The organism is Streptomyces sp. NPDC006294 (genome assembly GCF_042870895.1).
Lineage (GTDB): Bacteria > Actinomycetota > Actinomycetes > Streptomycetales > Streptomycetaceae > Streptomyces.
Genome location: NZ_JBIAHV010000007.1, coordinates 365,401 through 387,721, shown reverse-complemented (window position 1 = coordinate 387,721; position 22,321 = coordinate 365,401). Strand labels below are relative to the sequence as shown.

The 22,321-nt window shown below is 70.6% G+C and carries 20 protein-coding genes and 1 pseudogene; 17 read left to right on the top strand and 4 right to left on the bottom strand.

All coding sequences use genetic code 11. The features are described from left to right. From ACFYOP_RS15370 to ACFYOP_RS15320, 11 genes and pseudogenes are all read left to right on the top strand, one after another. Positions 1-245 (top strand): annotated as a pseudogene (locus ACFYOP_RS15370) (hypothetical protein); the annotation flags it as partial. A gap of 48 nt (positions 246-293) precedes the next feature. Beyond that, entirely contained in the window at positions 294-1,448 is a 1,155-nt protein-coding gene (locus ACFYOP_RS15365) for a TnsA-like heteromeric transposase endonuclease subunit (protein WP_388451632.1), read from the top strand. 429 nt (positions 1,449-1,877) lie between these two features. Then, positions 1,878-2,462, top strand: a complete 585-nt coding sequence (locus tag ACFYOP_RS15360; protein ID WP_356892166.1) for an SMI1/KNR4 family protein — start codon at positions 1,878-1,880, stop codon at positions 2,460-2,462. A 181-nt stretch (positions 2,463-2,643) separates the two neighbouring features. After that, the gene (locus ACFYOP_RS15355) at positions 2,644-3,450 is read left to right on the top strand and encodes a nucleotidyltransferase domain-containing protein (RefSeq protein WP_356892168.1); all 807 of its coding nucleotides are present in this window, start codon (positions 2,644-2,646) and stop codon (positions 3,448-3,450) included. Between the two features lie 120 nt (positions 3,451-3,570). Next, positions 3,571-4,215 carry a GNAT family N-acetyltransferase gene (locus tag ACFYOP_RS15350; protein WP_356892170.1) on the top strand — a complete coding sequence of 215 codons (645 nt, stop codon included), beginning with the start codon at positions 3,571-3,573 and terminating at the stop codon, positions 4,213-4,215. A 56-nt stretch (positions 4,216-4,271) separates the two neighbouring features. Then, a complete protein-coding gene (locus tag ACFYOP_RS15345) occupies positions 4,272-5,276 on the top strand; it encodes a DUF3626 domain-containing protein (protein WP_356892172.1) in 1,005 nt (334 codons plus the stop codon). A 115-nt stretch (positions 5,277-5,391) separates the two neighbouring features. Beyond that, positions 5,392-6,087 carry a spermidine synthase gene (locus tag ACFYOP_RS15340; protein WP_356892174.1) on the top strand — a complete coding sequence of 232 codons (696 nt, stop codon included), beginning with the start codon at positions 5,392-5,394 and terminating at the stop codon, positions 6,085-6,087. 104 nt (positions 6,088-6,191) lie between these two features. After that, the gene (locus tag ACFYOP_RS15335; protein ID WP_356892550.1) at positions 6,192-6,929 is read left to right on the top strand and encodes a response regulator transcription factor; all 738 of its coding nucleotides are present in this window, start codon (positions 6,192-6,194) and stop codon (positions 6,927-6,929) included. After that, on the top strand, positions 6,926-8,032 hold the full coding sequence (locus ACFYOP_RS15330; RefSeq protein WP_356892176.1) for a HAMP domain-containing sensor histidine kinase: 1,107 nt from the start codon (positions 6,926-6,928) through the stop codon (positions 8,030-8,032). The genes ACFYOP_RS15335 and ACFYOP_RS15330 overlap by 4 nt, the downstream gene beginning before the upstream one ends. A 323-nt stretch (positions 8,033-8,355) precedes the next feature. Continuing rightward, complete coding sequence (locus ACFYOP_RS15325; RefSeq protein ID WP_356892178.1) at positions 8,356-12,165, top strand: multifunctional oxoglutarate decarboxylase/oxoglutarate dehydrogenase thiamine pyrophosphate-binding subunit/dihydrolipoyllysine-residue succinyltransferase subunit; 3,810 nt, start codon at positions 8,356-8,358, stop codon at positions 12,163-12,165. Between the two features lie 79 nt (positions 12,166-12,244). Further along, positions 12,245-12,427 carry a DUF6104 family protein gene (locus tag ACFYOP_RS15320; protein ID WP_356892180.1) on the top strand — a complete coding sequence of 61 codons (183 nt, stop codon included), beginning with the start codon at positions 12,245-12,247 and terminating at the stop codon, positions 12,425-12,427. Between the two features lie 444 nt (positions 12,428-12,871). Here the strand turns inward: ACFYOP_RS15320 and ACFYOP_RS15315 are convergent, their stop codons facing one another. Further along, a complete protein-coding gene (locus ACFYOP_RS15315) occupies positions 12,872-13,645 on the bottom strand; it encodes a hypothetical protein (protein WP_356892182.1) in 774 nt (257 codons plus the stop codon). Between the two features lie 172 nt (positions 13,646-13,817). Between ACFYOP_RS15315 and ACFYOP_RS15310 the strand changes: the two genes are divergently transcribed. Together ACFYOP_RS15310 and ACFYOP_RS15305 are read left to right on the top strand one after the other, a co-directional pair. After that, the gene (locus ACFYOP_RS15310) at positions 13,818-14,690 is read left to right on the top strand and encodes a hypothetical protein (protein ID WP_356892184.1); all 873 of its coding nucleotides are present in this window, start codon (positions 13,818-13,820) and stop codon (positions 14,688-14,690) included. 1 nt (position 14,691) lies between these two features. After that, on the top strand, positions 14,692-15,684 hold the full coding sequence (locus ACFYOP_RS15305; RefSeq protein WP_356892186.1) for a helix-turn-helix transcriptional regulator: 993 nt from the start codon (positions 14,692-14,694) through the stop codon (positions 15,682-15,684). A gap of 46 nt (positions 15,685-15,730) precedes the next feature. Here ACFYOP_RS15305 and ACFYOP_RS15300 read toward each other — a convergent pair whose 3' ends face one another. The 3 genes from ACFYOP_RS15300 to ACFYOP_RS15290 form a co-directional block, all read right to left on the bottom strand. Beyond that, positions 15,731-15,913: a Clp protease N-terminal domain-containing protein gene (locus ACFYOP_RS15300; protein ID WP_388451608.1), complete on the bottom strand. Its 183-nt coding sequence runs from the start codon at positions 15,911-15,913 to the stop codon at positions 15,731-15,733. 356 nt (positions 15,914-16,269) lie between these two features. Beyond that, complete coding sequence (locus ACFYOP_RS15295; RefSeq protein WP_356892188.1) at positions 16,270-17,664, bottom strand: cellulase family glycosylhydrolase; 1,395 nt, start codon at positions 17,662-17,664, stop codon at positions 16,270-16,272. Between the two features lie 63 nt (positions 17,665-17,727). Next, positions 17,728-18,693 carry a zinc-binding dehydrogenase gene (locus ACFYOP_RS15290; protein WP_356892192.1) on the bottom strand — a complete coding sequence of 322 codons (966 nt, stop codon included), beginning with the start codon at positions 18,691-18,693 and terminating at the stop codon, positions 17,728-17,730. Between the two features lie 261 nt (positions 18,694-18,954). Here ACFYOP_RS15290 and ACFYOP_RS15285 point away from each other — a divergent pair, with 261 nt between their 5' ends. Genes ACFYOP_RS15285 through ACFYOP_RS15270 form a run of 4 tightly spaced genes read left to right on the top strand, consistent with a single transcriptional unit; the run spans position 18,955 to position 21,940 of the window. Then, a complete protein-coding gene (locus tag ACFYOP_RS15285) occupies positions 18,955-19,359 on the top strand; it encodes a WXG100 family type VII secretion target (RefSeq protein ID WP_356892194.1) in 405 nt (134 codons plus the stop codon). 12 nt (positions 19,360-19,371) lie between these two features. Further along, positions 19,372-19,677: a WXG100 family type VII secretion target gene (locus ACFYOP_RS15280; RefSeq protein WP_356892196.1), complete on the top strand. Its 306-nt coding sequence runs from the start codon at positions 19,372-19,374 to the stop codon at positions 19,675-19,677. Then, positions 19,677-21,353 carry an RNase A-like domain-containing protein gene (locus ACFYOP_RS15275; protein ID WP_356892198.1) on the top strand — a complete coding sequence of 559 codons (1,677 nt, stop codon included), beginning with the start codon at positions 19,677-19,679 and terminating at the stop codon, positions 21,351-21,353. The genes ACFYOP_RS15280 and ACFYOP_RS15275 overlap by 1 nt, the downstream gene beginning before the upstream one ends. Positions 21,354-21,382: 29 nt before the next feature. Then, positions 21,383-21,940 carry a hypothetical protein gene (locus ACFYOP_RS15270; RefSeq protein ID WP_356892200.1) on the top strand — a complete coding sequence of 186 codons (558 nt, stop codon included), beginning with the start codon at positions 21,383-21,385 and terminating at the stop codon, positions 21,938-21,940. The last annotated feature ends 381 nt before the right edge of the window (positions 21,941-22,321 follow it).

Sequence of the window (22,321 nt, the reverse complement as noted above, 5' to 3'; positions counted from 1 at the left end):
GACAGAACCCCTCGACAAGGTTCATCGTCCCAGCTCAGAAGGCACTTTCGTGTTGCCGCACAGAAACCGGTCCCACACCAAGCGAAACGGCGAGGTTAGAGGTTCTGCCGGGTGGTGTCTCCGGGCCGCCGGCGGAGGGGTTCGAGATCGCGTACGCCGACCGGTGCGGGTCGGAGTTCCGCCTGCCGCTGTCCGACGCCCAGGCGGTGCGGTTCGAGGACGTAGTGCCGGTACGCGCGTTCTAGTCGTACAAGGGACAGCGCCATCTGCCGGGCCTGTGGTGGTCGGCGACGGTGGGCGGTCACATCGGGTACGAGTCCTGGCTGGAGCGCGATCATGTGATGCTGCTGGACTTCGATCCGTTGGTCGTGGGGATCTCCTCGCAGCCGTTCTGGCTGTTCTGGCAGTCGGAGGCGGGCAAGGGCGTCTCGCACGCGCCGGACTACTTCGCCCGCCTGGAGGACGGCACTGCGGTGGTGGTCGACTGCCGACCGGCGGACCGTCGCAGGCCGAGGGACGTGGCGAAGTTCGAGGCGACGCGAGCGGCCTGCACACGGGTGGGGTGGGAGTTCCGGCTGGTGGGAAACCCAGACGCGATCTTCGTGCGCAATGTGCGCTGGCTGGCCGGATACCGGCACCCCCGATATCGGCTGGAGCCGGTGGTCTGCGAGTTGCTGGTGGCATTCTTGCCCGGCGGAGGCGCGTGGCCTGATGCTCATCCGCCGACTTCCCGATCCTGCCCCGCCCGCCCAGCACGAGATCCCCGCTTCCTACATCAGCCGTCTGGCCACGCTCCACGGCCTCGACATCAACGACCTCTGGACCCAGGTCACCGAACGCGAGAAGTCCGGTGGCATGCGCCGCGTCGTCGTCCCCGAACGCCTCGCCGCGCTCACCGGCCGCACCGCCCATGCCCTCGCCGGCGCGATGCCCGAACTCCGGAGCCCCCCGCCCGACTGGGCAATGTTCCGGCACCAGCCACAGACCGGCTGTCACCGCTGCGACGCCCGGCACCCCGGCGGCAAGGTGACCCGGCTCCTGCCCCATCACCGCTACGTCTGCTTGCGCCACCGCACGTGGATCGGCCCGCCCGACATCGACCACCCCGCCGTCGATCTCACCCGGCTCCCCGAAATTGTCGACGCCCAGCGCAAGCACTTGCGCCTTCTCAGCCGCTACGGCTGGGCAGCCACCTACGACGCCGTGCTCAGCGCCCTCATGCTCTGCGCACACATCTGGTCCGTGGACGGACGTCCCTCCAGCGCCGTGTTCGGCACCTGGGACACCTGGGAAGACCGCATCGACCTCCTCATCCCGTTCAGCCGGGAGACGCGCACCCACCCCAGCTACAGCACCTCGCGGTTGTTCGCGGCGATCTACCCCGAGGCTGTCGCCATGGCACCGCTGATCGCCTCACCACACTGGCGGCAATTGGCCGACGGCACTGAGGCAGAGCAAGCCCGGTTCTTCGCGGAGCTCGGCGACCGCGTCACCTACCCCTACAAGCCCGTCGATCGCCGCGGCGACGCCATCGCACACTGGTCCTTCGCCGACTCATGGCGCCCACCGAGCCGCCCCTTGACGACCTACACACCCGGCCGGATGCGCGGCACCCTCCCCGGCCTCGCAGCGAACCGCCTCGCCCGGCACGAAAAGAGCGCAACGTGGTTCAACCGCACCCGGCGGGAACAGGGCCGCGCAATGCTCTTCCACGGCCACCTCAAGTCCGTCCTCCTACGTGACCCCGATCCCCAGTACGAAAAGTGGGAAGGAACCATCTGGCACAGCACACGCACCGACGACCTCATGCGCGAAGAAGTCGCGAAGAAGCGCCGAGCCTCCGAAGCAGCAACCCATCCCCACTACAGTTCCGGCTCGTGACCGATGCCACCCACCGCACTGCTGCGGACGACGACGCGCTTCTGGAGAAACTGCACGCACTCGCATGGGGCGCCGGAGGCGCGATCCCCTCCCGCGGAAGCCTCCCCGACAAGCCCTTCCCGCCTGTCACGTTCGCCCAAGTCGAGCACGCGGAACAGAAGCTCGGTTATCGGCTGCCCGAATTGCTCCGGCGCATCTACACCGAGATCGGTGACGGAGGGTTCGGGCCGGATGGCGGCCTCGCATCACTGATACCGCGCAGCATTCCGCACTGGCACGTCCCGGACTGGCACTGCGCAACCACCGTCCACGACCGGCGGCCAGGATGGGGGCCACCGGCCTCGTGGTTCTTCCTGACGGGTGGCGGCTGCACCATGGAGTGGCACGTCTCCCTGATAGCGATCGACAACCCGGTGCTTCTCTGGGACGCCGACGGTTGGGAACCAGACTGGGGCCAGAACCCTCACGATGGCCTGCGCTACGCAGCACCGTCTCTGCGCCAATGGCTGTGGACCTGGGCGAATGGAGGGGACGTGTGGGACGAGGCGCTGGTGCAGATCAAGAAGGACGTCAGCAACTGAGCGTGACCCACACGGCGATCCCCATGGGCAAGGAAAACGCAGAGTAAGTCTGCACAGAACACCCTCCTCACAGGTCCAATCACTTTGCGTTCCCGAGGTCGAAGCCCCTTCTGAATGCAGAGATAAATCTCATGGGACAAATCCGGTGGGCGACGCGGTCCAGGCGCGCGACAGTGGGCCGATGGGAGAGAGAGGACTGAACACCGACGGGACCATCGCCCGCGAGGGCTCGCTCGACCGCGTGACCGCCCGCTTCGCACCGGTGGTCGCCGCGGCCCGGGCGGAGATCGCCGGCCGGTTCGGTGACGGCCGGCTGAACGGCGCGTATCTCTACGGCAGCATCCCGCGCGGCACTGCCGTGCCCGGAGCCTCCGACCTCGACCTGCTGCTCGTGCTGCACGACGAGCCGGCCGCCCGGGACCGGGCGGACGCCGACGCCGCCGAGGCCGTGCTCGACGGATCGTTCGACGTGATCGACGGCGCCGGCATCCTGCTCGTCGGCGTCGGAGCGGCGCTGAGCGACCTCGAGCGGTACGACCTGGGCTTCTTCGTCTCCTGCCTGTGCACGCCGCTGCTGGGCGAGGATCTGGCCGCCCGCCTGCCGCCGCAGCACCCCACGTCGCTGCTGGCCCGCGAGACCAACGGCGACCTGGCTCTCGTGCTGCCGCGCTGGCGGGAGCGGCTGCGCGGTGCCGGGTCGGACGCCGAGCTGCGCGCCCTGTGCCGCCGGGTCGCGCGGCGCGTCGTCCGGTCGGGGTTCACGCTGGTCATGCCCCGCTGGGGCGGCTGGACGAGCGATCTGTCCGAGTCGGCGGAGCTGTTCGCCCGCCACTACCCGGAGCGGGCGGCCCAGATGCGCCTGGCCGCCGCCGCGGCCCGCACGCCGACGCCGGACGCGACCCTGCTCCGCACCCTCGTGGAGGACCTGGGCCCCTGGCTGGCGGCCGAGTACACGGCGGTGCACGGCGAAAAGGCGCCCCGCCCGTGAACGGTCCGCGACCGTGACGTGTGTCACCTCCGAAAATTCGGTCGCGCCCTGCCGAGTCCTCGCTGTGTAATAGTCACTTGCGTCTGCGTCTATTACTCCCCCTGCGCTTCGAGGAGCGGCATGTCCTTCGAATCAACCGCCGAGGCCGTCCACGCCTGGGTCCACGGCTGGGTCGTCTCACGCGGCGCGGCGGACCCGGTGCGCCGGCCCTGGGGCTTCACCGTCGACGTCGGCCAGGTCACGCACGCCACCCGCCACGTCCTGACCGCGGACGACGAGGCCACCGTGCGGAAGGTCGCCGCCGAGGTGGCCGCGCCGACGGTGTGGCTGAAGGTCTTCGCCGACCCGGACGCGGTCGTCGAGTGGGCGGGCCCCGACTGGGCCGTCGACGAACCGGGCTGGCTGATGTCCGCCGAACTGCGCCGCACCCCGACGGTGGTCCCGGACGGTTACACCCTGCGCACCTGGACCCGCGGCGGTGTCGTCCGGGCCCTGGTCGTCGCCCCCGACGGCTCGTTCGCGGCCCGCGCCCAGATCGCCCCGACGGGACGCACGGCCGTCGTCGACCAGGTGGAGACGGCCCCCGAGCACCGCCGCAAGGGCCTCGGCCGGCTCGTGATGCACACCCTCCACAACGCCGCCCTCGATCAAGGCGCCACCATCGGCGTGCTGGGCGGCACCCCGGGCGGCCGGGGCCTCTACGAGTCCCTGGGCTGGCGGACGCACGCCCCGCTGGTGAGCCTCTTCCACCGGCCGGCCACCTGAGCGGCGGCGGCGAAATCCACCTGCACGCCGCCTTCCTCCGACGCGATACTGCGGCGGTGACGCCGCTGACCACCGCCCAGTCGGCCGCACTCGCCCATGTGCGTGCGGCCGGCCTCACCGTCCCCCTGACCGACCGGGCGGCCGGACAGGCCGCGTTGCTGCGCGACCACGCCCGCATCACGCTCAACTTCCACCCGGACCGGCTGCTCGCGACCGGGCTGACGATCGCGGAGTCGCTGGCGCGCGACGGCCGGTACCGCGGCCAGTACGAGACCGGGCTGTCCAACGGCAGCCGCACGGCCTTCCCGGGAGGCCTGCGGGACGACTGGGAGCGGAGCCTGTTCGGCGGCGCGTACCACGCCGCCGGCGTACGGGCCGCGGACCGGCCCAAGTACGGAGCGCTCAACCTCCGGGGGCATCCCGACGGGGCCGCCCCGCGCTTCGGTTCCTGCCATGTCCGGCTGCGGCCCGCCGTGAACGCGCGGGCCACCTTCTGCTGCGGCGACAGCCACCTCGGCCCGACCCGCGTCGGCACCGTCGACGCCCTCGGCCGGGTCCTGACCGGCCTGTGGGAGGAGGACCCGCAGACGGCCGAGGTGATCGAGAAGCTTCCCTGCGCGCCCTTGTACGGCGAAGTCCCCGGCCGCTCCCTCGACTCCTACGTCGAGGCGCAGGTCCACGGCGGCATCGACCTGTCGGTTGACGCGGAAGCGCTGGTCGTCGACCCGTCGTTCCGCGAAACCGAGACGGGCCGCCTGCTGGCGGACACCGCTGAGCAGGCCGGCATCGCCCTGGACTGGCACCCCGGTTTCGTACTGGCCCCGCACGAGGTGGACGCCGAGTTCCGCGGCCCGGCGATGGTGCCGCTCGCGGCCCTCGTCGGCCGCCGCCACTCCCCGGACGGCACCCTGGACGCGGCTGCCGTCGGCCGCGCCGCCTCCCATGCCGTCCGTGAGCCCGCGGCCTGGTCACGGTGGGGCACCCGGGACGAGACGCTGCAGTACCTGAAGCAGCTGTGGCACGTGCTCGTGCGGTACGGGCGCCCGTACCGCACGAGCTGACCGTCGCGCCGTGCACCACGGGACGGCCCGCCACCGGGTTTGGCCCGCCGCGCGCCGTCCCGCCAGAATGGGGACGATCACCGTCGTCACCTGCCGGCCACCCGGAGGTCATCTCATGCCGTTCCCCGCCACCGACGCCCCCGTCACTCTCGACCGGCGTGAGGGGCCCTACGGAGAAGTGGTGCTGCGCAGGCGGGGTGACGGCGACGAGAAGGTGCACGAGATCATCGCCAACGGGTGCTTCCTGATGGACACCTCCGACGGCCGGTCCGAGCGGCTGCTCGTCGACGCCGCGTACGAGGCCCTCGGCACCGGCAACACCGCTCCGCGCCTGCTCATCGGCGGTCTGGGGGTCGGCTTCTCGCTCGCCCATGCCGCCGCCATGCCGTCGTGGCGGCAGATCGCCGTGGTCGAGCGCGAGCAGGCGATCATCGACTGGCACCGCGGCGGGCCGCTCGCCGCGATCTCCGGGCAGGCACTCGCCGATCCGCGCTGCGTGATCCTGCACACCGACCTGCTGAAGCACCTGGCGTCGACCGCGGACCGTTACGACACCCTGTGCCTGGACATCGACAACGGGCCCGACTGGACCGTCACCGAGGACAACGGGGAGCTCTACTCCCCGGCCGGACTCGCCGCGTGCGCGGCGGCGCTGGAGCCCGGCGGAGTGCTCGCCGTATGGTCCGCGCAGCCGTCGGCCGCCTTCGAGGAAGCGTTGCGGAATGCCGGATTCAGCGGGGTAAGAACCGAAGAGATCCACCTTGCCCGGGGCGTACCGGACGTCGTCCACCTCGCCGTTCGCCCTGCGTAGCCGGGACACAGGCGCTGCCTTTACGCTGCTGGACTACACAGCGGGATCCACCTTCGAAGCAGAACCACATGCAGCTCGCAGAGAACGCGTACAAGGGCGGGGCGATGGAGCAGACACACACCACGCAAGGCGGCGTCGCGGCCACTCCCGGCGCCCAGCGCCGGGTGCTGGTGGTCGAGGACGACGCCACGATCGTCGACGCCATCGCGGCGCGGCTGCGGGCGGAGGGCTTCCTGGTGCAGACAGCCCTCGACGGCCCGGCCGCCGTCGACGCGGCGGACGCGTGGCAGCCGGACCTGATGGTCCTCGACGTCATGCTGCCCGGCTTCGACGGACTCGAGGTCTGCCGCCGGGTCCAGGCGCAGCGCCCCGTGCCGGTGCTGATGCTGACCGCGCGTGACGACGAGACGGACATGCTCGTCGGGCTCGGCGTCGGCGCGGACGACTACATGACCAAGCCGTTCTCCATGCGGGAGCTGGCGGCCCGGGTGCATGTCCTGCTGCGCCGGGTGGAGCGGGCGGCCCTCGCCGCGGTGACGCCGCGCAGCGGGATCCTGCGCCTCGGCGAGCTGGAGATCGACCACGCGCAGCGCCGGGTGCGGGTCCGGGCAGACGACGTCCATCTGACACCGACCGAGTTCGACCTGCTGGTGTGCCTGGCGAACACGCCCCGCGCGGTCCTCTCCCGCGAGCAGCTGCTCGCGGAGGTGTGGGACTGGGCGGACGCCTCCGGCACGCGCACGGTCGACAGCCACATCAAGGCGCTGCGCCGCAAGATCGGCGCGGAGCGCATCCGTACCGTCCACGGCGTCGGCTACGCCTTGGAGACGCCGGCGCCATGAGAGCGGGTCGGCAGGCCGGTGGGCCGGGGAAGCGGCTGAGTACCGCGTCCATCACGATATCGATCAAGACCAAGCTCAGCACGCTCGTCGTGGTCTCGGTCCTCATCACCACCGGTCTGATGCTGATGGCGTTCCACAGCAAGACCGAGGTGCGGTTCATCACGGTCTTCACGATCATCGCCACGCTGCTGATCACCCAGTTCGTGGCGCACGGCCTGACCGCGCCGCTGGACGAGATGAACACCGTCGCCAAGGGCATATCGCACGGCGACTACACGCGCCGGGTGCGCGGCGCCGACCGGCGCGACGAGCTCGGCGACCTGGCCTCCACGATCAACCGCATGGCGGACGACCTGGAGGCCGTCGACCGGCACCGCAAGGAGCTGGTCGCCAATGTCTCCCACGAGCTGCGCACCCCGATCGCCGCGCTGCGCGCGGTGCTGGAGAACGTCGTCGACGGGGTGTCCGCCGCCGACCCGGAGATGATGCGCACGGCGCTGAAGCAGACCGAGCGGCTGGGCCGGCTGGTCGAGACACTGCTCGACCTGTCCCGTCTCGACAACGGCGTGCTGCCGCTGCGGGCCTCGCGTTTCGAGGTGTGGCCCTATCTGTCCGGGGTGCTGAAGGAGGCCAACCTGGTCTCTTCCCGGCGCGGCCTCGCGTCCGGGTCCGGCCACCACACCCGTACCGACGTCCATCTGCACCTGGACGTGCAGCCGCCGGAGCTGACCGCGCACGCGGACGCCGAGCGGCTGCACCAGGTCGTGGCGAACCTCATCGACAACGCGGTGAAGCACTCCCCGCCGCACGGCCGGGTCACGGTACGGGCCAGGCGCGGGCCGTACCCGGAGTCGCTCGACCTGGAGGTGCTGGACGAGGGTCCGGGCATCCCCGAGCAGGAGCGGCACCGGGTCTTCGAGCGGTTCAACCGGGGTGGCGTCCCCGCCCCGCACGGGCCGGGCAGCGACGGCGGCACGGGGCTGGGGCTGGCGATCGCGCGCTGGGCGGTCGATCTGCACGGCGGGCGGATCGGGGTGGCCGAATCCGCACACGGCTGCCGCATCCGGGTCACTCTTCCGGGGGCCAGGTCGGCACGCGCTTGACGTAGGGTTCGAACCGGATGTGCGGATTCCCCGTGTAAGAGGTCGAGACACGGGAAGCCGATCTGCCGTGCCACGGAAAACCGCCGGTCAGAACATTGCCGGGGTTCCGTCAGGGACGCGTGCCAAGGGCCCGTGACCGCCGAGAGGCGTACCCCGGGCCGGGCGAACCATGCTTGTTTCCCGCCATTCCCAACCCCGAAACGCGCTGTTCGGTGTGACTTGCACGACGTTGACCGGCCCGGCCTGCACCTCCCGGCCAGGGAGGCGTAGCCTTTATTTCCGCTGTCCATCACCTTGCGAAGCGGAAGAGGGCGGTTCTCGCCGTGTCGTCTCAGTCCCCCAGTAACTCGAGTCTCTCGACCGACCAAACCGGGCAGGGTCAGAACCCTGCCGCCGCGTTCGGCGCCAATGAGTGGCTCGTCGACGAGATCTACCAGCAGTACCTCCAGGATCCGAATTCGGTCGACCGTGCCTGGTGGGACTTCTTCGCCGACTACAAGCCGGGCGCGGCCGCCACCGCGGACGCCCCCGCCGCCGGAGCGAAGCAGACTCAGGACGCCGGAGCCCCCGCGGCCCCTGCCCCGGCCCCCGCGCCGGCGCAGCCCGCCGCTCCCGCGCAGACCACCGCCCCCGCCGCCCAGGCCCCGGCCGCGGCTCCGGCTCCCGCCCAGGCGGCCCCCGCGGCCGCGCCGGCGCAGCCCGCCCCGGCCAAGCCCGCCGCAGCCAAGCCGGCCCCGGCCGCCAAGGCCGACGCCCAGCCGGCCGACGGCCCCGCGTTCGTGACGCTGCGCGGCCCGGCCGCCGCGGTCGCGAAGAACATGAACGCCTCGCTCGAACTGCCCACGGCCACGTCCGTGCGCGCCGTCCCGGTGAAGCTGCTCTTCGACAACCGCATCGTCATCAACAACCACCTCAAGCGCGCCCGTGGCGGGAAGATCTCCTTCACCCACCTCATCGGGTACGCGATGGTGCAGGCCATCAAGGCCATGCCGTCGATGAACTGGTCCTTCGCGGAGAAGGACGGCAAGCCGACCCTGGTCAAGCCCGACCACGTGAACTTCGGTCTGGCCATCGACCTGGTGAAGCCGAACGGCGACCGCCAGCTGGTCGTCGCGGGCATCAAGAAGGCCGAGACGCTGAACTTCTTCGAGTTCTGGCAGGCCTACGAGGACATCGTCCGCCGCGCCCGCAACAACAAGCTGACGATGGACGACTTCACCGGCGTCACCGTCTCGCTGACCAACCCCGGCGGCCTCGGCACCGTGCACTCCGTGCCGCGGCTGATGCCCGGGCAGTCGGTCATCATGGGCGTCGGCTCCATGGACTACCCGGCCGAGTTCCAGGGCACCTCGCAGGACACCCTGAACAAGCTGGGCATCTCCAAGGTGATGACCCTCACCTCGACGTACGACCACCGCGTCATCCAGGGCGCCGCCTCCGGCGAGTTCCTGCGGATCGTGGCGAACCTCCTCCTCGGCGAGGAGAACTTCTACGACGAGATCTTCGAGTCGCTGCGCATTCCCTACGAGCCGGTCCGCTGGCTCAAGGACATCGACGCCTCGCACGACGACGACGTCACCAAGGCCGCGCGGGTCTTCGAGCTGATCCACTCCTACCGGGTCCGCGGCCACGTCATGGCCGACACCGACCCGCTGGAGTACCGCCAGCGCAAGCATCCCGACCTGGACATCACCGAGCACGGCCTCACGCTCTGGGACCTGGAGCGCGAGTTCGCCGTCGGCGGCTTCGCCGGCAAGTCGATGATGAAGCTGCGCGACATCCTGGGCGTGCTGCGCGAGTCGTACTGCCGCACCACCGGCATCGAGTTCATGCACATCCAGGACCCGAAGCAGCGCAAGTGGCTGCAGGACCGGGTCGAGCGCGCCGCCACCAAGCCGGAGCGCGAGGAGCAGCTGCGCATCCTGCGCCGGCTGAACGCGGCGGAGGCCTTCGAGACCTTCCTGCAGACCAAGTACGTCGGCCAGAAGCGCTTCTCGCTGGAGGGCGGCGAGTCCGTCATCCCGCTGCTCGACGCGGTCATCGACTCGGCCGCCGAGTCGCGCCTCGACGAGGTCGTCATCGGCATGGCCCACCGCGGCCGGCTGAACGTGCTGGCGAACATCGTCGGCAAGTCGTACGCGCAGATCTTCCGCGAGTTCGAGGGCAACCTCGACCCGAAGTCGATGCACGGCTCCGGCGACGTGAAGTACCACCTGGGCGCCGAGGGGACCTTCACCGGTCTCGACGGCGAGCAGATCAAGGTCTCGCTGGTCGCCAACCCGTCCCACCTGGAGGCCGTCGACCCGGTTCTCGAGGGTGTCGCCCGCGCCAAGCAGGACGTCATCAACAAGGGCGGCACGGACTTCACGGTCCTGCCGATCGCCCTGCACGGTGACGCGGCCTTCGCCGGCCAGGGTGTCGTCGCCGAGACGCTGAACATGTCGCAGCTGCGCGGCTACCGCACCGGCGGCACGGTCCACGTCGTCATCAACAACCAGGTCGGCTTCACGGCGGCGCCGGAGTCCTCGCGTTCCTCGATGTACGCGACCGACGTGGCCCGCATGATCGAGGCCCCGATCTTCCACGTGAACGGCGACGACCCGGAGGCGTGCGTCCGCGTGGCGCGGCTCGCCTTCGAGTTCCGCCAGGCGTTCAACAAGGACGTCGTGATCGACCTCATCTGCTACCGCCGCCGCGGTCACAACGAGGGCGACAACCCGCAGTTCACCAACCCGCAGATGGTGAGCCTGATCGACAAGAAGCGCTCGGTGCGCAAGCTCTACACCGAGTCGCTCATCGGTCGCGGCGACATCACGCTGGAAGAGGCCGAGCAGGCGCTCCAGGACTTCCAGGGCCAGCTCGAGAAGGTGTTCGCGGAGGTCCGCGAGGCCACCAGCCACCCGGCCCCGGCCCATGTCCCGGACGTCGAGGCCGAGTTCCCGGTCGCGATCAGCACCGCGGTCTCCCAGGAGGTCGTCAAGCGGATCGCCGAGTCCCAGGTCAACATCCCCGACCACATCACCGTGCACCCGCGCCTGATGCCGCAGATGCAGCGCCGCGCGGCCTCGGTGGAGGACGGGACCATCGACTGGGGCATGGGCGAGACCCTCGCCATCGGCTCCCTGCTGATGGAGGGCACCCCGGTCCGTCTCTCGGGCCAGGACACCCGCCGCGGCACGTTCGGCCAGCGCCACGCGGTGCTGGTGGACCAGGAGACCAACGAGGACTACACCCCGCTGCTCTACCTGTCCGAGGACCAGGCCCGCTACAACGTCTACGACTCGCTGCTCAGCGAGTACGCGGCGATGGGCTTCGAGTACGGCTACTCGCTGGCCCGCCCGAACGCGCTGGTCATGTGGGAGGCGCAGTTCGGTGACTTCGTCAACGGCGCGCAGACCGTCGTCGACGAGTTCATCTCCTCCGCCGAGCAGAAGTGGGGCCAGCACTCCGGCGTCACGCTGCTCCTGCCGCACGGCTACGAGGGCCAGGGCCCGGACCACTCGTCCGCGCGTCCCGAGCGGTTCCTGCAGATGTGCGCGCAGGACAACATGACGGTCGCCATGCCGACCCTGCCGTCGAACTACTTCCACCTGCTGCGCTGGCAGGTCCACAACCCGCACCACAAGCCGCTGATCGTCTTCACCCCGAAGTCGATGCTGCGCCTGAAGGCCGCGGCGTCGAAGGCGGAGGAGTTCACCACCGGCGGCTTCCGCCCGGTGATCGGCGACGACTCCGTCGACCCGGCGGCCGTCCGCAAGGTCGTCTTCTGCACCGGCAAGGTCTACTACGACCTGGACGCCGAGCGTCAGAAGCGCGGCGACAAGGAAACGGCGATCATCCGCCTCGAGCGGCTCTACCCGCTGCCGGGCAAGGAGATCCAGGCCGAGATCGCCAAGTACCCGAACGCGGCGAAGTACCTGTGGACGCAGGAGGAGCCGGCGAACCAGGGCGCCTGGCCGTTCATCGCGCTCAACCTGATCGACCACCTCGACCTGGCCGTCGGCGCGGACATCCCGCACGGCGAGCGCCTGCGGCGCATCTCGCGCCCGCACAGCTCGTCCCCGGCAGTGGGCTCCGCGAAGCGCCACCAGGCGGAGCAGCAGGCGCTGGTCAACGAGGTCTTCGACGCGTGAGGCGGCTGCGCCGCCGCGTGACGTAGCACCGGGCCCGGCCCCGCGATCCGATCGCGAGGCCGGGCCATATTCTGTCCATATGTACTTCACCGATCGCGGTATCGAGGAGCTGGAGAAGCGACGCGGCGAGGAGGAAGTCACCTTCGAGTGGCTCGCCGACCAGCTCCGCACCTTCGTCGACCTCAACCCGGACTTCGAGGTCCCCGTCGAACGCCTGGCCACGTGGCTGGCCCGCCTGGACGACGAGGACGAGGACGACTAGCCGGATCGCGCGGCGGGGGCGGCTCCGGGGGTCCCTGGGAGCCGCCCGCGTCGCACGGCCACAGGGGCGGCCTGTGGGAACGGCTCGCTGCCGAGCCTCGCACCGGCGGAACACCGCGCACGACTGCGGGGCACGCCCCCAGCCCCGTGGGCACGGCCGGCGCAGTCGCGCCTCCCTGCGACGAGCGACGCCCAACGCGTTCGGGGCGCAGCGCGCAACCGCAGGACACGGTCAACTCCCGAGCGCAGCGCGGCACCGCGCCGAGTGCGCCGCCGGCGCACCGAGGGCAAACCACGCGCCTCCGGGCACACGACCGTGCGAAGTCCGGCCACGGGGGCGGGGAGAGCCTTCGGACCTCGTCGGGCAGGGGGCGCGGCCCGGGCGGCACCGCGCCGCGCCGCGCTGGAGCGTGGCCTCGGCGAGCGCGGCCCGGCGTCGCGGGGGCTATGGGTGCAGGTGCGGGCGGGCCAGGGGGGTCAGGCCGTGGGCGGTGAGGATCGCTCCCGCTGTCAGCCAGGCTCCGCTGCGCCGGTGCAGGCTCCAGGCCAGGAGGGCCAGGCCCGCCGCCAGTTCGGCCGTGGCCGCCGCGCGGAGCCAGGAGGGGCGGGGCGGTGGCTCCGGGGCGGGCGCGCCGTGGCGGTCGTCGGCGGGGGTGAGTTCCTCGGCGGACGCCGCCCGCGCGGCGGTGCGCAGGCCGCGCGCCGGCGCGCCCGGAGTCAGGCCCGCCGGGAGGGCGAGGCCCGTGCGGGCGAGGACGGCCGTCAGGCCGACCAGCCTGGCGCGGGCGTCCGAGTCGGGGTCCGGCGTCGTCAAGGGTTCCAGAGCCTGCACGTCGAGGACCGGGTCGAGCCCCAGCCGCGCGGCGAACGTCCGCATCGCCTCGTCCTCGCCCGCCGGGGTGCCGTCGGCCAGCCAGACGTATCCGACCGGGCGGCGGTAGCCGGAGGCCAGGGTGAGGCCGGACCCGTCGTCGTCCCACCACAGGGCGAGGACCGGCCGGCCCGCGCCGATCGAGAGGGCCGCGGCCCAGCCGCCCAGCACCGCGTCGACCGGTTCGCCGCCGTCCAGCCACGGCCCGCCCTCGGGGACGAGCAGGCTCCAGCCGTCGCCGGCCGGGGCGAGGAGCGTCCGTTCGGGCAGCAGATGCGCGGCCGGGGTCCGTACGGCCGCCGGGTCGGCCCGGCAGAGCAGCACGGCTCCCGCGGGTGTCGCGTTCATGTCCCCACGCTAGGGCAATTCGCCCCGTAATCGCCGCCAATGCGGCGCGTCGCCCGGCACCCGGCCCGTACCGACGAGCCGGCGCCTCCCTTGACAACCCATCACCGCGATATATCGTGTTCTCCACGAGACGCGATATGTTGCGTCGTGGCCGGCCCGGGAGGTCAGCACCATGGCAGTGACGACGTGGGAAGTCGCCGAGCCCCAGAAGCTCACCTTCGACGATCCCCTGACCACGCTCAACGTCCGGATCGTCGGTGGAACGGTCAACGTCGTGGGCACGGACGAAGGTTCCACCCGGCTGGAGATCTCCGAGATCGACGGCCCGCCCCTCGTCGTCACCAGAAAGGGGTCGACGCTGACCGTCGCCTACGAGGACCTGCCCTGGCAGGGCTTCCTCGAGTGGCTCGGCCCCAAGGGCCCCCGGCGCAGCGCCGTCGTGTCCGTCGCGGTGCCGGCGGCGGCGGCCGTCGAGGTCGGCGTCGTCAGCGCCGGCGCGGTCGTGTCCGGCGTACGGGGCGCGACCGTGGTGCGCGGCGTCAGCGGGGACACCACGCTCGTCGGCCTGTCGGGCGACGTCCGCGCGGACACCGTCACCGGCAGCCTGGAGGCCCAGTCGGTGACCGGCGATCTGACGTACCACTCGGTCTCCGGCGACCTGACCGTGATCGACGGCGCGGGCGCCTCGGTGAAGGCCGACTCCGTCAGCGGCGACATGGTCGTCGACCTCGGTCCTGGCGGGGGAAGGCCGACGGACATCCGGCTGACCACGGTCTCCGGCGAGGTCGCCGTCCGGCTCCCGCACCCGGCGGACGCCCGGGTCGACGCGAACACCGCCGGCGGCGCCGTGTCCAACGCCTTCGACGACCTGCGGGTCGGCGGCCAGTGGGGCGCGAAGCGCATCACCGGAACCCTCGGCGCGGGCACCGGCAGCCTCAAGGCGACCACCGTCTCCGGGGCCATCGCCCTGCTGCGCCGGCCACCCGCGGAGGACGACCCGTACGAGGAATCACCCGCGGACAACCCGAGTGGGAAGGTGCTCTGACATGCCCCCCGTCTTCGCCCACGGCCGGCTGCGCCTGTATCTGCTGAAGCTGCTCGACGAGGCCCCGCGCCACGGCTACGAGGTGATCCGCCTCCTCGAGGAGCGCTTCCAGGGCCTGTACGCCCCGAGCGCCGGCACCGTCTACCCGCGACTGGCCAAGCTGGAGGCCGAGGGCCTCGTCACCCACGCCACCGAGGGTGGCCGCAAGGTGTACTCGATCACCGACGCGGGCCGTGCGGAGCTCGCCGGACGCAGCGGTGAACTGGCCGACCTTGAGCTGGAGATCCGCGAGTCCGTCTCCGAACTGGCCGCCGAGATCCGCGACGACGTCCGAGGCGCGGCGGGCAAGCTGCGCAGCGAGATGCGCGCCGCGGCCGGCCGGACCCGCAAGGATTCCGCCGCCGGCGACCGGGGCCCCGGCCCGCTGGGCTTCGGGGACCTGGGCGACTTCACGGACACGGAGTCGTGGCGCGCCGCGAAGGAGGAGTTCAAGCGCGCCAAGCAGGAGTGGAAGGAGCAGACGCGCCGCGCGAAGGACGAGTCGCGGCGGGCCCGCGAGGACGCCCAGCAGGCGCGCCGCCAGGCGCAGGAGGCGCGCGAGAACGCCCGCGCCGAGATGCAGCGCATCGCCCGGCAGGTGCAGGAGCAGGTCCAGGACCACTTCACCCGCGGCGACTGGCCGACCGGCGTCCGCGAGGGCCTGTCGGAGCTGACCACCCAGCTCGGCGGGCTGGCACGGGGCACGGCATGGCCGCCGTACGTGAAGCCGGACGCGGCGGACGCCGACCCGGACTGGGCGAAGGACACCGTCGAGGCGGGCGCTTCCGCCGACCCGGCGCGTGATCTGGAGCGGCTGCTGGACCGCTTCCGCGACGACGTACGGGACACGGCGCGCGACCACGGCGTGACAGCGGACCAGTTGGGCGAGGCCCGGCGCCATCTGTCGACGGCGGCGGCCCACATCACCGCCCTGCTGCGCACCCCCAAGGAGTGACGGGGGCCGGGGGCCGCGAGGCCCCCGGCCGCCCTGCCCGCCGGGCTCAGCCGGCCTTCGCCGTAGCGCCGCCCACGTCGCCGAACATGGCCCGCTCCAGCGCCGCGTAGGTCGCGCCGTGGTCGGCCAGGGTCTCGGCGACCACGCCGGGCACGGCGGTCAGCGCCAGCAGGATGTGCTCGGCGCCGATGGTCCGGTCGCGCCTGCCAGCCCGGCGAACACCTCCCACGGACGGTGCTCCTCCGTCAGCGCGTTGGTGACGTCGTCGCCGCCGAGTACGGCGGCCTTCGGGCAGTCGCGCGAGTCGCGCGCCGGCTCCCCCAGGAGCCGCTCCACCCGGGCCGCCTCTACGTCAGCGACGTGCCCGCCTTCACCGCCACGGTCCACCGCCTGCTGGCGTTCTGCGGGACGGCCCCGGTGACCCGGGGTCCTCGGCTGCCACATCGAGATGACCCGCACCCCCGACCAGGACTACCCCGCGCGGCACGACCCATCAGCCGGACGAGGGGCCGCTCGAGCTGGCGCCGGACCGTCTGCGCCGGCTGCGCGACGTGCTCGCCCGCCGTCAGGGCCCGAGCGGTGACTTCATCGTGGTGTACGAGGACTGACGGCGACCGTGACGTGCTCGCCCGGCCGGGCGTGGACGCGGACCGTGGCCGTCCGGCCGGGCGCGACGGTACGGGTCTGCGGGCGGGCCCGGCCGGTCACCTCGATCCGCCAGCCGCTCGCGGAGGGCGGCACCGAGATCTCGCTGACGCCGCGCGCCGATCGGTACGCCAGCCGGTACGTCCCGCTGTCCGGTTCGTACCCCTCCGCCGCCACCCTGCCCGCCACGGCCGGCGCGTACGGGGCGGCCGTCTGCTCCTTGTTGGTGCGGAACCGGCCCTCCGCGTCGACGGCGCAGTACCCGCCGCCGTAGCACCAGACGTATCCGGCCCAGCCGGAGCTGTAGCGGTTCAGGGAGGCGAGCGCCTCACGGTAGAAGCGGCCCATGTTCGGCAGGGAGTTGTTGAGCGGGCCCCACTCGCCGACCACGACGGGCATCCGGTGGCGCGCGGGATACTCGGTCACGGCCCGCTCGTACGCCTCGATCCAGCCCGCCGACGGGTCGTAGTCGGCGCCCGCCTCCATGGCGGTGTTGTAGAAGTGCGGGGCGTAGACGGCTTTCGGGTCCTCGATCCCGCCCAGCCCGGTCGGCACTCCCTCGCCGACGATCGGCGTCGGCTCGACGAAGAGCCAGGCGTCCCGGTCCACCGAGCGGACCGCGTCCGCCAGCCGGTTGTACATCGGCGTGAGCTGCTCGGCCTCGATGCGCCGGGCCGCGGTCGCCAGGTCCTCGTCGTCCCGGATCTCCCCCATCGGCTCGTTGACCAGGTCGTAGCCGATGACAGCGGGATGGTCCTCGAAGCGGTCGGCCAGCACCCGCCACATCCGCGCCTGGGCGAGCCGCAGATCGGGGTCCTCGTAGAGATGGGTGAAGGCGCGCTGGACGGCGGGCTCGAAGTACTCGGAGAACCAGTCGTCGGGGTGCGGGGTGAACGGCAGCCCGTCGGTCCTGGTCGCCCACTCGGGGATGCCGCGGTGGCCGAAGGCCGGGCCGAAGACGTCCTGGTGGGCGTCGATCAGCACATGGACGCGATGGGTGTGCGCCCAGTCCAGCACCTGCTCGATCTTGCGCAGATACCGCTCGCTGTAGCGGCCGCGCACCGGCTCGAGGTCGTCCCAGAAGACGAGCAGCCGGGCGAAGTTGAAGCCGTGGGCGCGCAGCTCACGGAAGTGCCGCTCGGTGATCGCGGAGAGGGCGGCCTCGCCGCGGTGGGTCTTGTCCTCGACGTTCCAGCCGCGCAGGGTGAGGACCCGGCCGCGGTCGTCGGTCAGCCGGGGGATGCCGTCCGGCGCTTCACCGGCGTGCGCTCGGGCTGGCGCGGCGCAGAGCAGCAGGGCGGCGCAGACGAGGACGGCGAGCAGTCGGCGGTGCATGAAGACCTCCGGCACGGTCGTGGACGCGGTGCCGGAGATCCCATCAGCAGAACTGACGGCCCATCAAGAGTGCGTCAGGACAATCTTTCCGAACAGCTCACCCGAGGCGATCTTCTCGAAGCCCTCCCGGGCCCGGTCCAGCGGCAGCACCTCGTCGATCACCGGCCGCACACCCGTGGCCGCGCAGAACGAGAGCAGGTCCTCCAGTTCGTCCTTCGAGCCCATCGTGGAGCCGACGACCTTGAGTTCGAGGAAGAAGATCCGGGTCAGCTCGGCGTGCGAGGGCCGGTCGCCGCTGGTCGCGCCGGAGATGACCAGGGTGCCGCCCGGGCGCAGCGACTTGACCGAGTGCGACCAGGTGGCCGCCCCGACCGTCTCGATGACGGCGTCCACCCGCCGCGGCAGCCGCGCCCCCGGCTCGTACGCCTCCTCCGCGCCCAGCTCGACGGCGCGCCGGCGCTTGGCCTCGTCCCGGCTGGTGGCGTACATCCGCAGGCCGGCGGCCTTGCCCAGCACGATGGCGGCGGTTGCCACACCGCCGCCGGCACCCTGGACCAGGACCGAATCGCCCGGGCGGACCCCGGCGTTGGTGAACAGCATCCGGTAGGCCGTCAGCCAGGCGGTCGGCAGGCAGGCGGCCTGCTCGAAAGTGAGCTCCTTCGGCTTCGGCAGCACGTTCCACGTGGGGACGCTGACCTGCTCGGCGAAGGTGCCCTGGTAGCGCTCGGTGAGGATGGAGCGGGGCTCGTCGGGGCCGACACCGTGGCCGCTCTGGCCGATGACGGAGTGCAGCACCACCTCGTTCCCGTCCTGGTCGACGCCCGCGGCGTCGCAGCCGAGGATCATCGGCAGCTTGTCCTCTGCGAGACCGACACCGCGCAGCGACCAGAGGTCGTGGTGGTTGAGCGAGGCGGCCCTGACGGTCACGGTCGTCCAGCCCGGTCGCGCCTCGGGCGCCGGGCGTTCGCCCAGTTCGAGGCCGTTCAGCGGCTGGTCACGGTCGATGCGGGCGGCATAGGCGGCGAACATGACCATGAGATTAGGCCGGGCCGGTGCGTGGCGGAACCACGCACCGGTGTGACACGCGTCCCGCTACTCCCTCCGCCACTGGGCGGGCGAGTTCTTCGTCGCGGGGTCCTCGTACGAGCCGGTGGTGGCGGAAAGGACGTCAGCCTCGGCAGAAAGCGCCACTACGACTGGCGCTGTTGCACCTGCTACCTGTCGTACCCGCTTGTTAGAGTCATCGCGGCGATCACAACTGATCGACAATCGCTTATGGGGGTGGGCGACATGACAACAACCGATCCCGATCTGGCGGCCAGCGGCGAGACCTTGACCAAGCTCGCCAACGATCTCGACGACATGCAGCGCTACCTGGACGAACAGGTCAAACGCATGGACACCGTCGTCGATGCGATCGAGGCCCGCTGGCGGGGGCCCGCGGCCAAGGCCTACCGCCGACAGCATCGCGAAGCAGCCAAGGACGCGGTTCGCATCCGCGAGCTCATGAAGCTGATCGAAGCGGCCGTCCGGATGAGCCGCGACGGGTTCACCGAGCAGGAGCTCGACACGCTCGCCGCCTTCAAGCGGATCCAAGTGGCTGTGGATGTGGGCAAGGAAGCTGCCGAACTGTCGACCCCCAATACCGCTACAGATCTCGCCGGCCCCCGTGCCAGTCGCATTCTCGGACTCTGACAGCAGGAACACGTGACTGACAGCGACGACCACATAGCGGTCGACTTTGCCACCCTTCAGCTTCTGTCAGGGCAGCTGGAGGACATCCTCAAGACACTGAACGAGAAGGTCCACGCTCTGCACGGCCGCGTCGAGAAGGTGGTTCTCACCTGGGAAGGCGAGACGCGTGAAGCGTTCATCGACAAGCTTGACGAGTGGGACAGAGCCGCTCAGGACCTTCAAGCGACACAGGCCTGGCTCCACGGCATCGTCACAACGGGCCACACCAACTACGCGGCCGCTCACGCCGCTGTACTGCGGGGCTGGGGAGGGTCCTGATGACCACGCCGCCACCGCCGCCGCCCATGAAGGACGGCGAGATCGACGTCACTCCGACTGCGCTCTACACACTTTCCGGCTACGTCGCACACCTCCAGGACGCGCTTCACAAGGAAGCCAACCAGTTCCTCGACGAAATCGGCCGGTATCCGGACTGCGGGGGGTACGGGACCGCCGCCTGGGAATTCGCCGCTGCCTACAAGAAGGTCGGCGACCGTTTCATCGAGGTGTGGGCCAAGTCGGTCGCGAGTGTCGGGGGCGCCGCCGTCGGCTTCACGATGACCGCCAACAACTACGTCACCGCCGATGCCGCCACGGACCCCTCGGGCGCCCCCGCACAGACCCAGTCGCCGCCGGCCGTCATCGACACCCCGCCGAACTACCGGCCCGTCACAGACCTGAAGTGGTCGGACATCGACCAGAGCCAGGACATCTTCCAAGTGGCGCTGGAAGCGGTGGAGGCCGGCCTTCTGTCCATCATCAGGCCGCTGCTCGAGGACGCCTTCCGGTTCGGCAAGGCTGCGGAGATCGTACCGCTGCCTGACTACCACGGCCTGGACAACATCTCGATCGGGTGGGTTCAGGCAGGCATGGCGGTCAGCAGTACCGATGGCAACCTCAGCAGCGCACTCCACAACTACACCGACCGGTCCAACGGCGAGTGGCACGTGGCGATGCGCAAGTTCTGCAGCGCGGTCTGGGGCACGAGTGCCTGGGGCAACGACCGCGAGGGTTACGGCTGGCGACACGACACGGCTCAGCCCAATCGACGCATCGACCACCCCGTCATGGACGTACTACTCAAGACCTGTGATGTCGTGAGCGATGCTCTGCGCGCTTGGGCAGCCGCCGCAAAGGACGTACGGGACGATCTTCGTCGGCTCTTCTACGAAGCCGTCATCAAAGCGCTACCGCACATCGACACCAGCGACGGTCTCGGTATGAAAGACCTCAAGAGCATCGGCAAGGGCCTACTCAATATCGGGAAGGGCTTCGCCAAGGGGTTCGCTCTGGAGGTCGACCAGGCAGCGATGAACGCTGCGGTCGAAGCGTACAACAATCGGGTCCACCGACAGGTCACCGAGCTCAACAAGCTGCATGCCGCCCTGGATGAGGCGTATCTCAGCGCTCCCACCTTCAACGCGGAGTCGGCACGGGCAGAGTCCTTCGGCGCGCGAGCCCTGACAGAATTCACGGACCATCCCCTTTACACCGTGGCCGGGGACGACGAAAGCAATCACAAATACCCGATCGACCTCGCGAATCAGGAGGGCATGGCCGGGTCGCACGTCGTGGACAAGCACGTGGGCAAGACGGACGAGCAATTGGAGCAGCGGCTGAGGGACCAGCAGATCGTCAGACCCAACGGAATCCGGCCCGAGGCCGTTTCGTCCTTCGGGAACCTCGCGGACGCCCAGCGGTGGACTCAGGCGGCTCTGGACGAACCGTCGAATCAAAGGAAGATCGACAATTGGCTCTCGGGCAATCCCGGGCCGAACTCGTCGCGCTCACTTCTCCTGACGACGAACGACACCGTGGGGCGGTCCTGGGACCGGGGCGACACCGTAGCGCGTGATGTGACCAACGTGTGGGTCGTCCTGCGGCCCAACCCGGGGAACACGCCGCCGTTCGTGGTACTCACCTCGATGCCTACTGATAAGACCCAACACCCGTAGTGCACTCTTTGGACATGGGGACACAGCCCGTGAATCAGATCGACAAAGCCTCGTGGAGCCGTTCCCTGCGGGCGCTGTTCGGGGACGACATGTTCGCGGCCGTGGGCGGGCGGCGGCACGCTGACTGGCGCATGGACGCCCTCGACGTCATGCAGTTGCGGACGGACGATCCACGTGGCTGGCCGAGGCTTGCCGTGGCGTCGGAAACAGGTGACTACGGAACCGGACCGGAGAATTCGTTCAGCGCTGTCACGCCGGGCGACTTCAACGGAGCTTTCCCCGTGTCCCGCGCGGGGGCGGAACAAATTCTGGTAACACTCCAGGGGGATTGGTTCCAGGTGGAGGATATCCCCGATTTTGCTGCGCGAGAGGCGGAACTCACCTCCCACGCGCACGTGATCCTGAAAAGGTTCGGAGCCGACGCACTGTTCTTCACCAACGCGGCGACGGCGCGCGAGGATCCCCACGCCGACATGTTTCGCCGAGAGGGTGTTTATGAGGGTTTCACCGGCCACGTAATGGACTGTGGTGTAATCGCTGTCTCCGCCACGGAAGTCGGCATCTTCTGGGGCTTCACGATCGACTGAGGATTTCCCGTGCGTACCCGTTCCGCCACCTATCCCGACCGCGCGACCGCACAGTGGTGCACCCAGCAGGTCATCACCCGCAACGAGCAGGGTGTTCACCGCTGGCTGGCCCAGAAAACGCGCCGCGAGTTGCTGGCGCTGGACCTCGAGGAGCACGATTACGCGATCGGTGTCGCCGAACTCGGCATGAAGGTGGAACCGCCCGCTGCGTTCTCGGTCGGCCGCTGGGCTCGAGTGGGTGGCCGATCACCTGGCCGCAGCAAGGCCCGAGTACGGCAAGGATCAGTGACACACGCCTCCTGCACAGCGGTCCGGGTGGGTACGAAGGCATACCGCAGCACACCCGGCGAGCGGTCCCCGGGTGCGCGCCGCCCGCACGTG

Excerpts from the sequence above, each read along its gene's own strand:
- ACFYOP_RS15355 (WP_356892168.1), top strand. The coding sequence starts at position 2,644 with ATGGGAGAGAGAGGACTGAACACCGACGGGACCATCGCCCGCGAGGGC.
- ACFYOP_RS15350 (WP_356892170.1), top strand. The coding sequence starts at position 3,571 with ATGTCCTTCGAATCAACCGCCGAGGCCGTCCACGCCTGGGTCCACGGC.
- ACFYOP_RS15340 (WP_356892174.1), top strand. The coding sequence starts at position 5,392 with ATGCCGTTCCCCGCCACCGACGCCCCCGTCACTCTCGACCGGCGTGAG.
- ACFYOP_RS15335 (WP_356892550.1), top strand. The coding sequence starts at position 6,192 with ATGGAGCAGACACACACCACGCAAGGCGGCGTCGCGGCCACTCCCGGC.
- ACFYOP_RS15330 (WP_356892176.1), top strand. The coding sequence starts at position 6,926 with ATGAGAGCGGGTCGGCAGGCCGGTGGGCCGGGGAAGCGGCTGAGTACC.
- ACFYOP_RS15320 (WP_356892180.1), top strand. The coding sequence starts at position 12,245 with ATGTACTTCACCGATCGCGGTATCGAGGAGCTGGAGAAGCGACGCGGC.
- ACFYOP_RS15315 (WP_356892182.1), bottom strand. The coding sequence starts at position 13,645 with ATGAACGCGACACCCGCGGGAGCCGTGCTGCTCTGCCGGGCCGACCCG.
- ACFYOP_RS15310 (WP_356892184.1), top strand. The coding sequence starts at position 13,818 with ATGGCAGTGACGACGTGGGAAGTCGCCGAGCCCCAGAAGCTCACCTTC.
- ACFYOP_RS15305 (WP_356892186.1), top strand. The coding sequence starts at position 14,692 with ATGCCCCCCGTCTTCGCCCACGGCCGGCTGCGCCTGTATCTGCTGAAG.
- ACFYOP_RS15295 (WP_356892188.1), bottom strand. The coding sequence starts at position 17,664 with ATGCACCGCCGACTGCTCGCCGTCCTCGTCTGCGCCGCCCTGCTGCTC.
- ACFYOP_RS15290 (WP_356892192.1), bottom strand. The coding sequence starts at position 18,693 with ATGTTCGCCGCCTATGCCGCCCGCATCGACCGTGACCAGCCGCTGAAC.
- ACFYOP_RS15285 (WP_356892194.1), top strand. The coding sequence starts at position 18,955 with ATGACAACAACCGATCCCGATCTGGCGGCCAGCGGCGAGACCTTGACC.
- ACFYOP_RS15275 (WP_356892198.1), top strand. The coding sequence starts at position 19,677 with ATGACCACGCCGCCACCGCCGCCGCCCATGAAGGACGGCGAGATCGAC.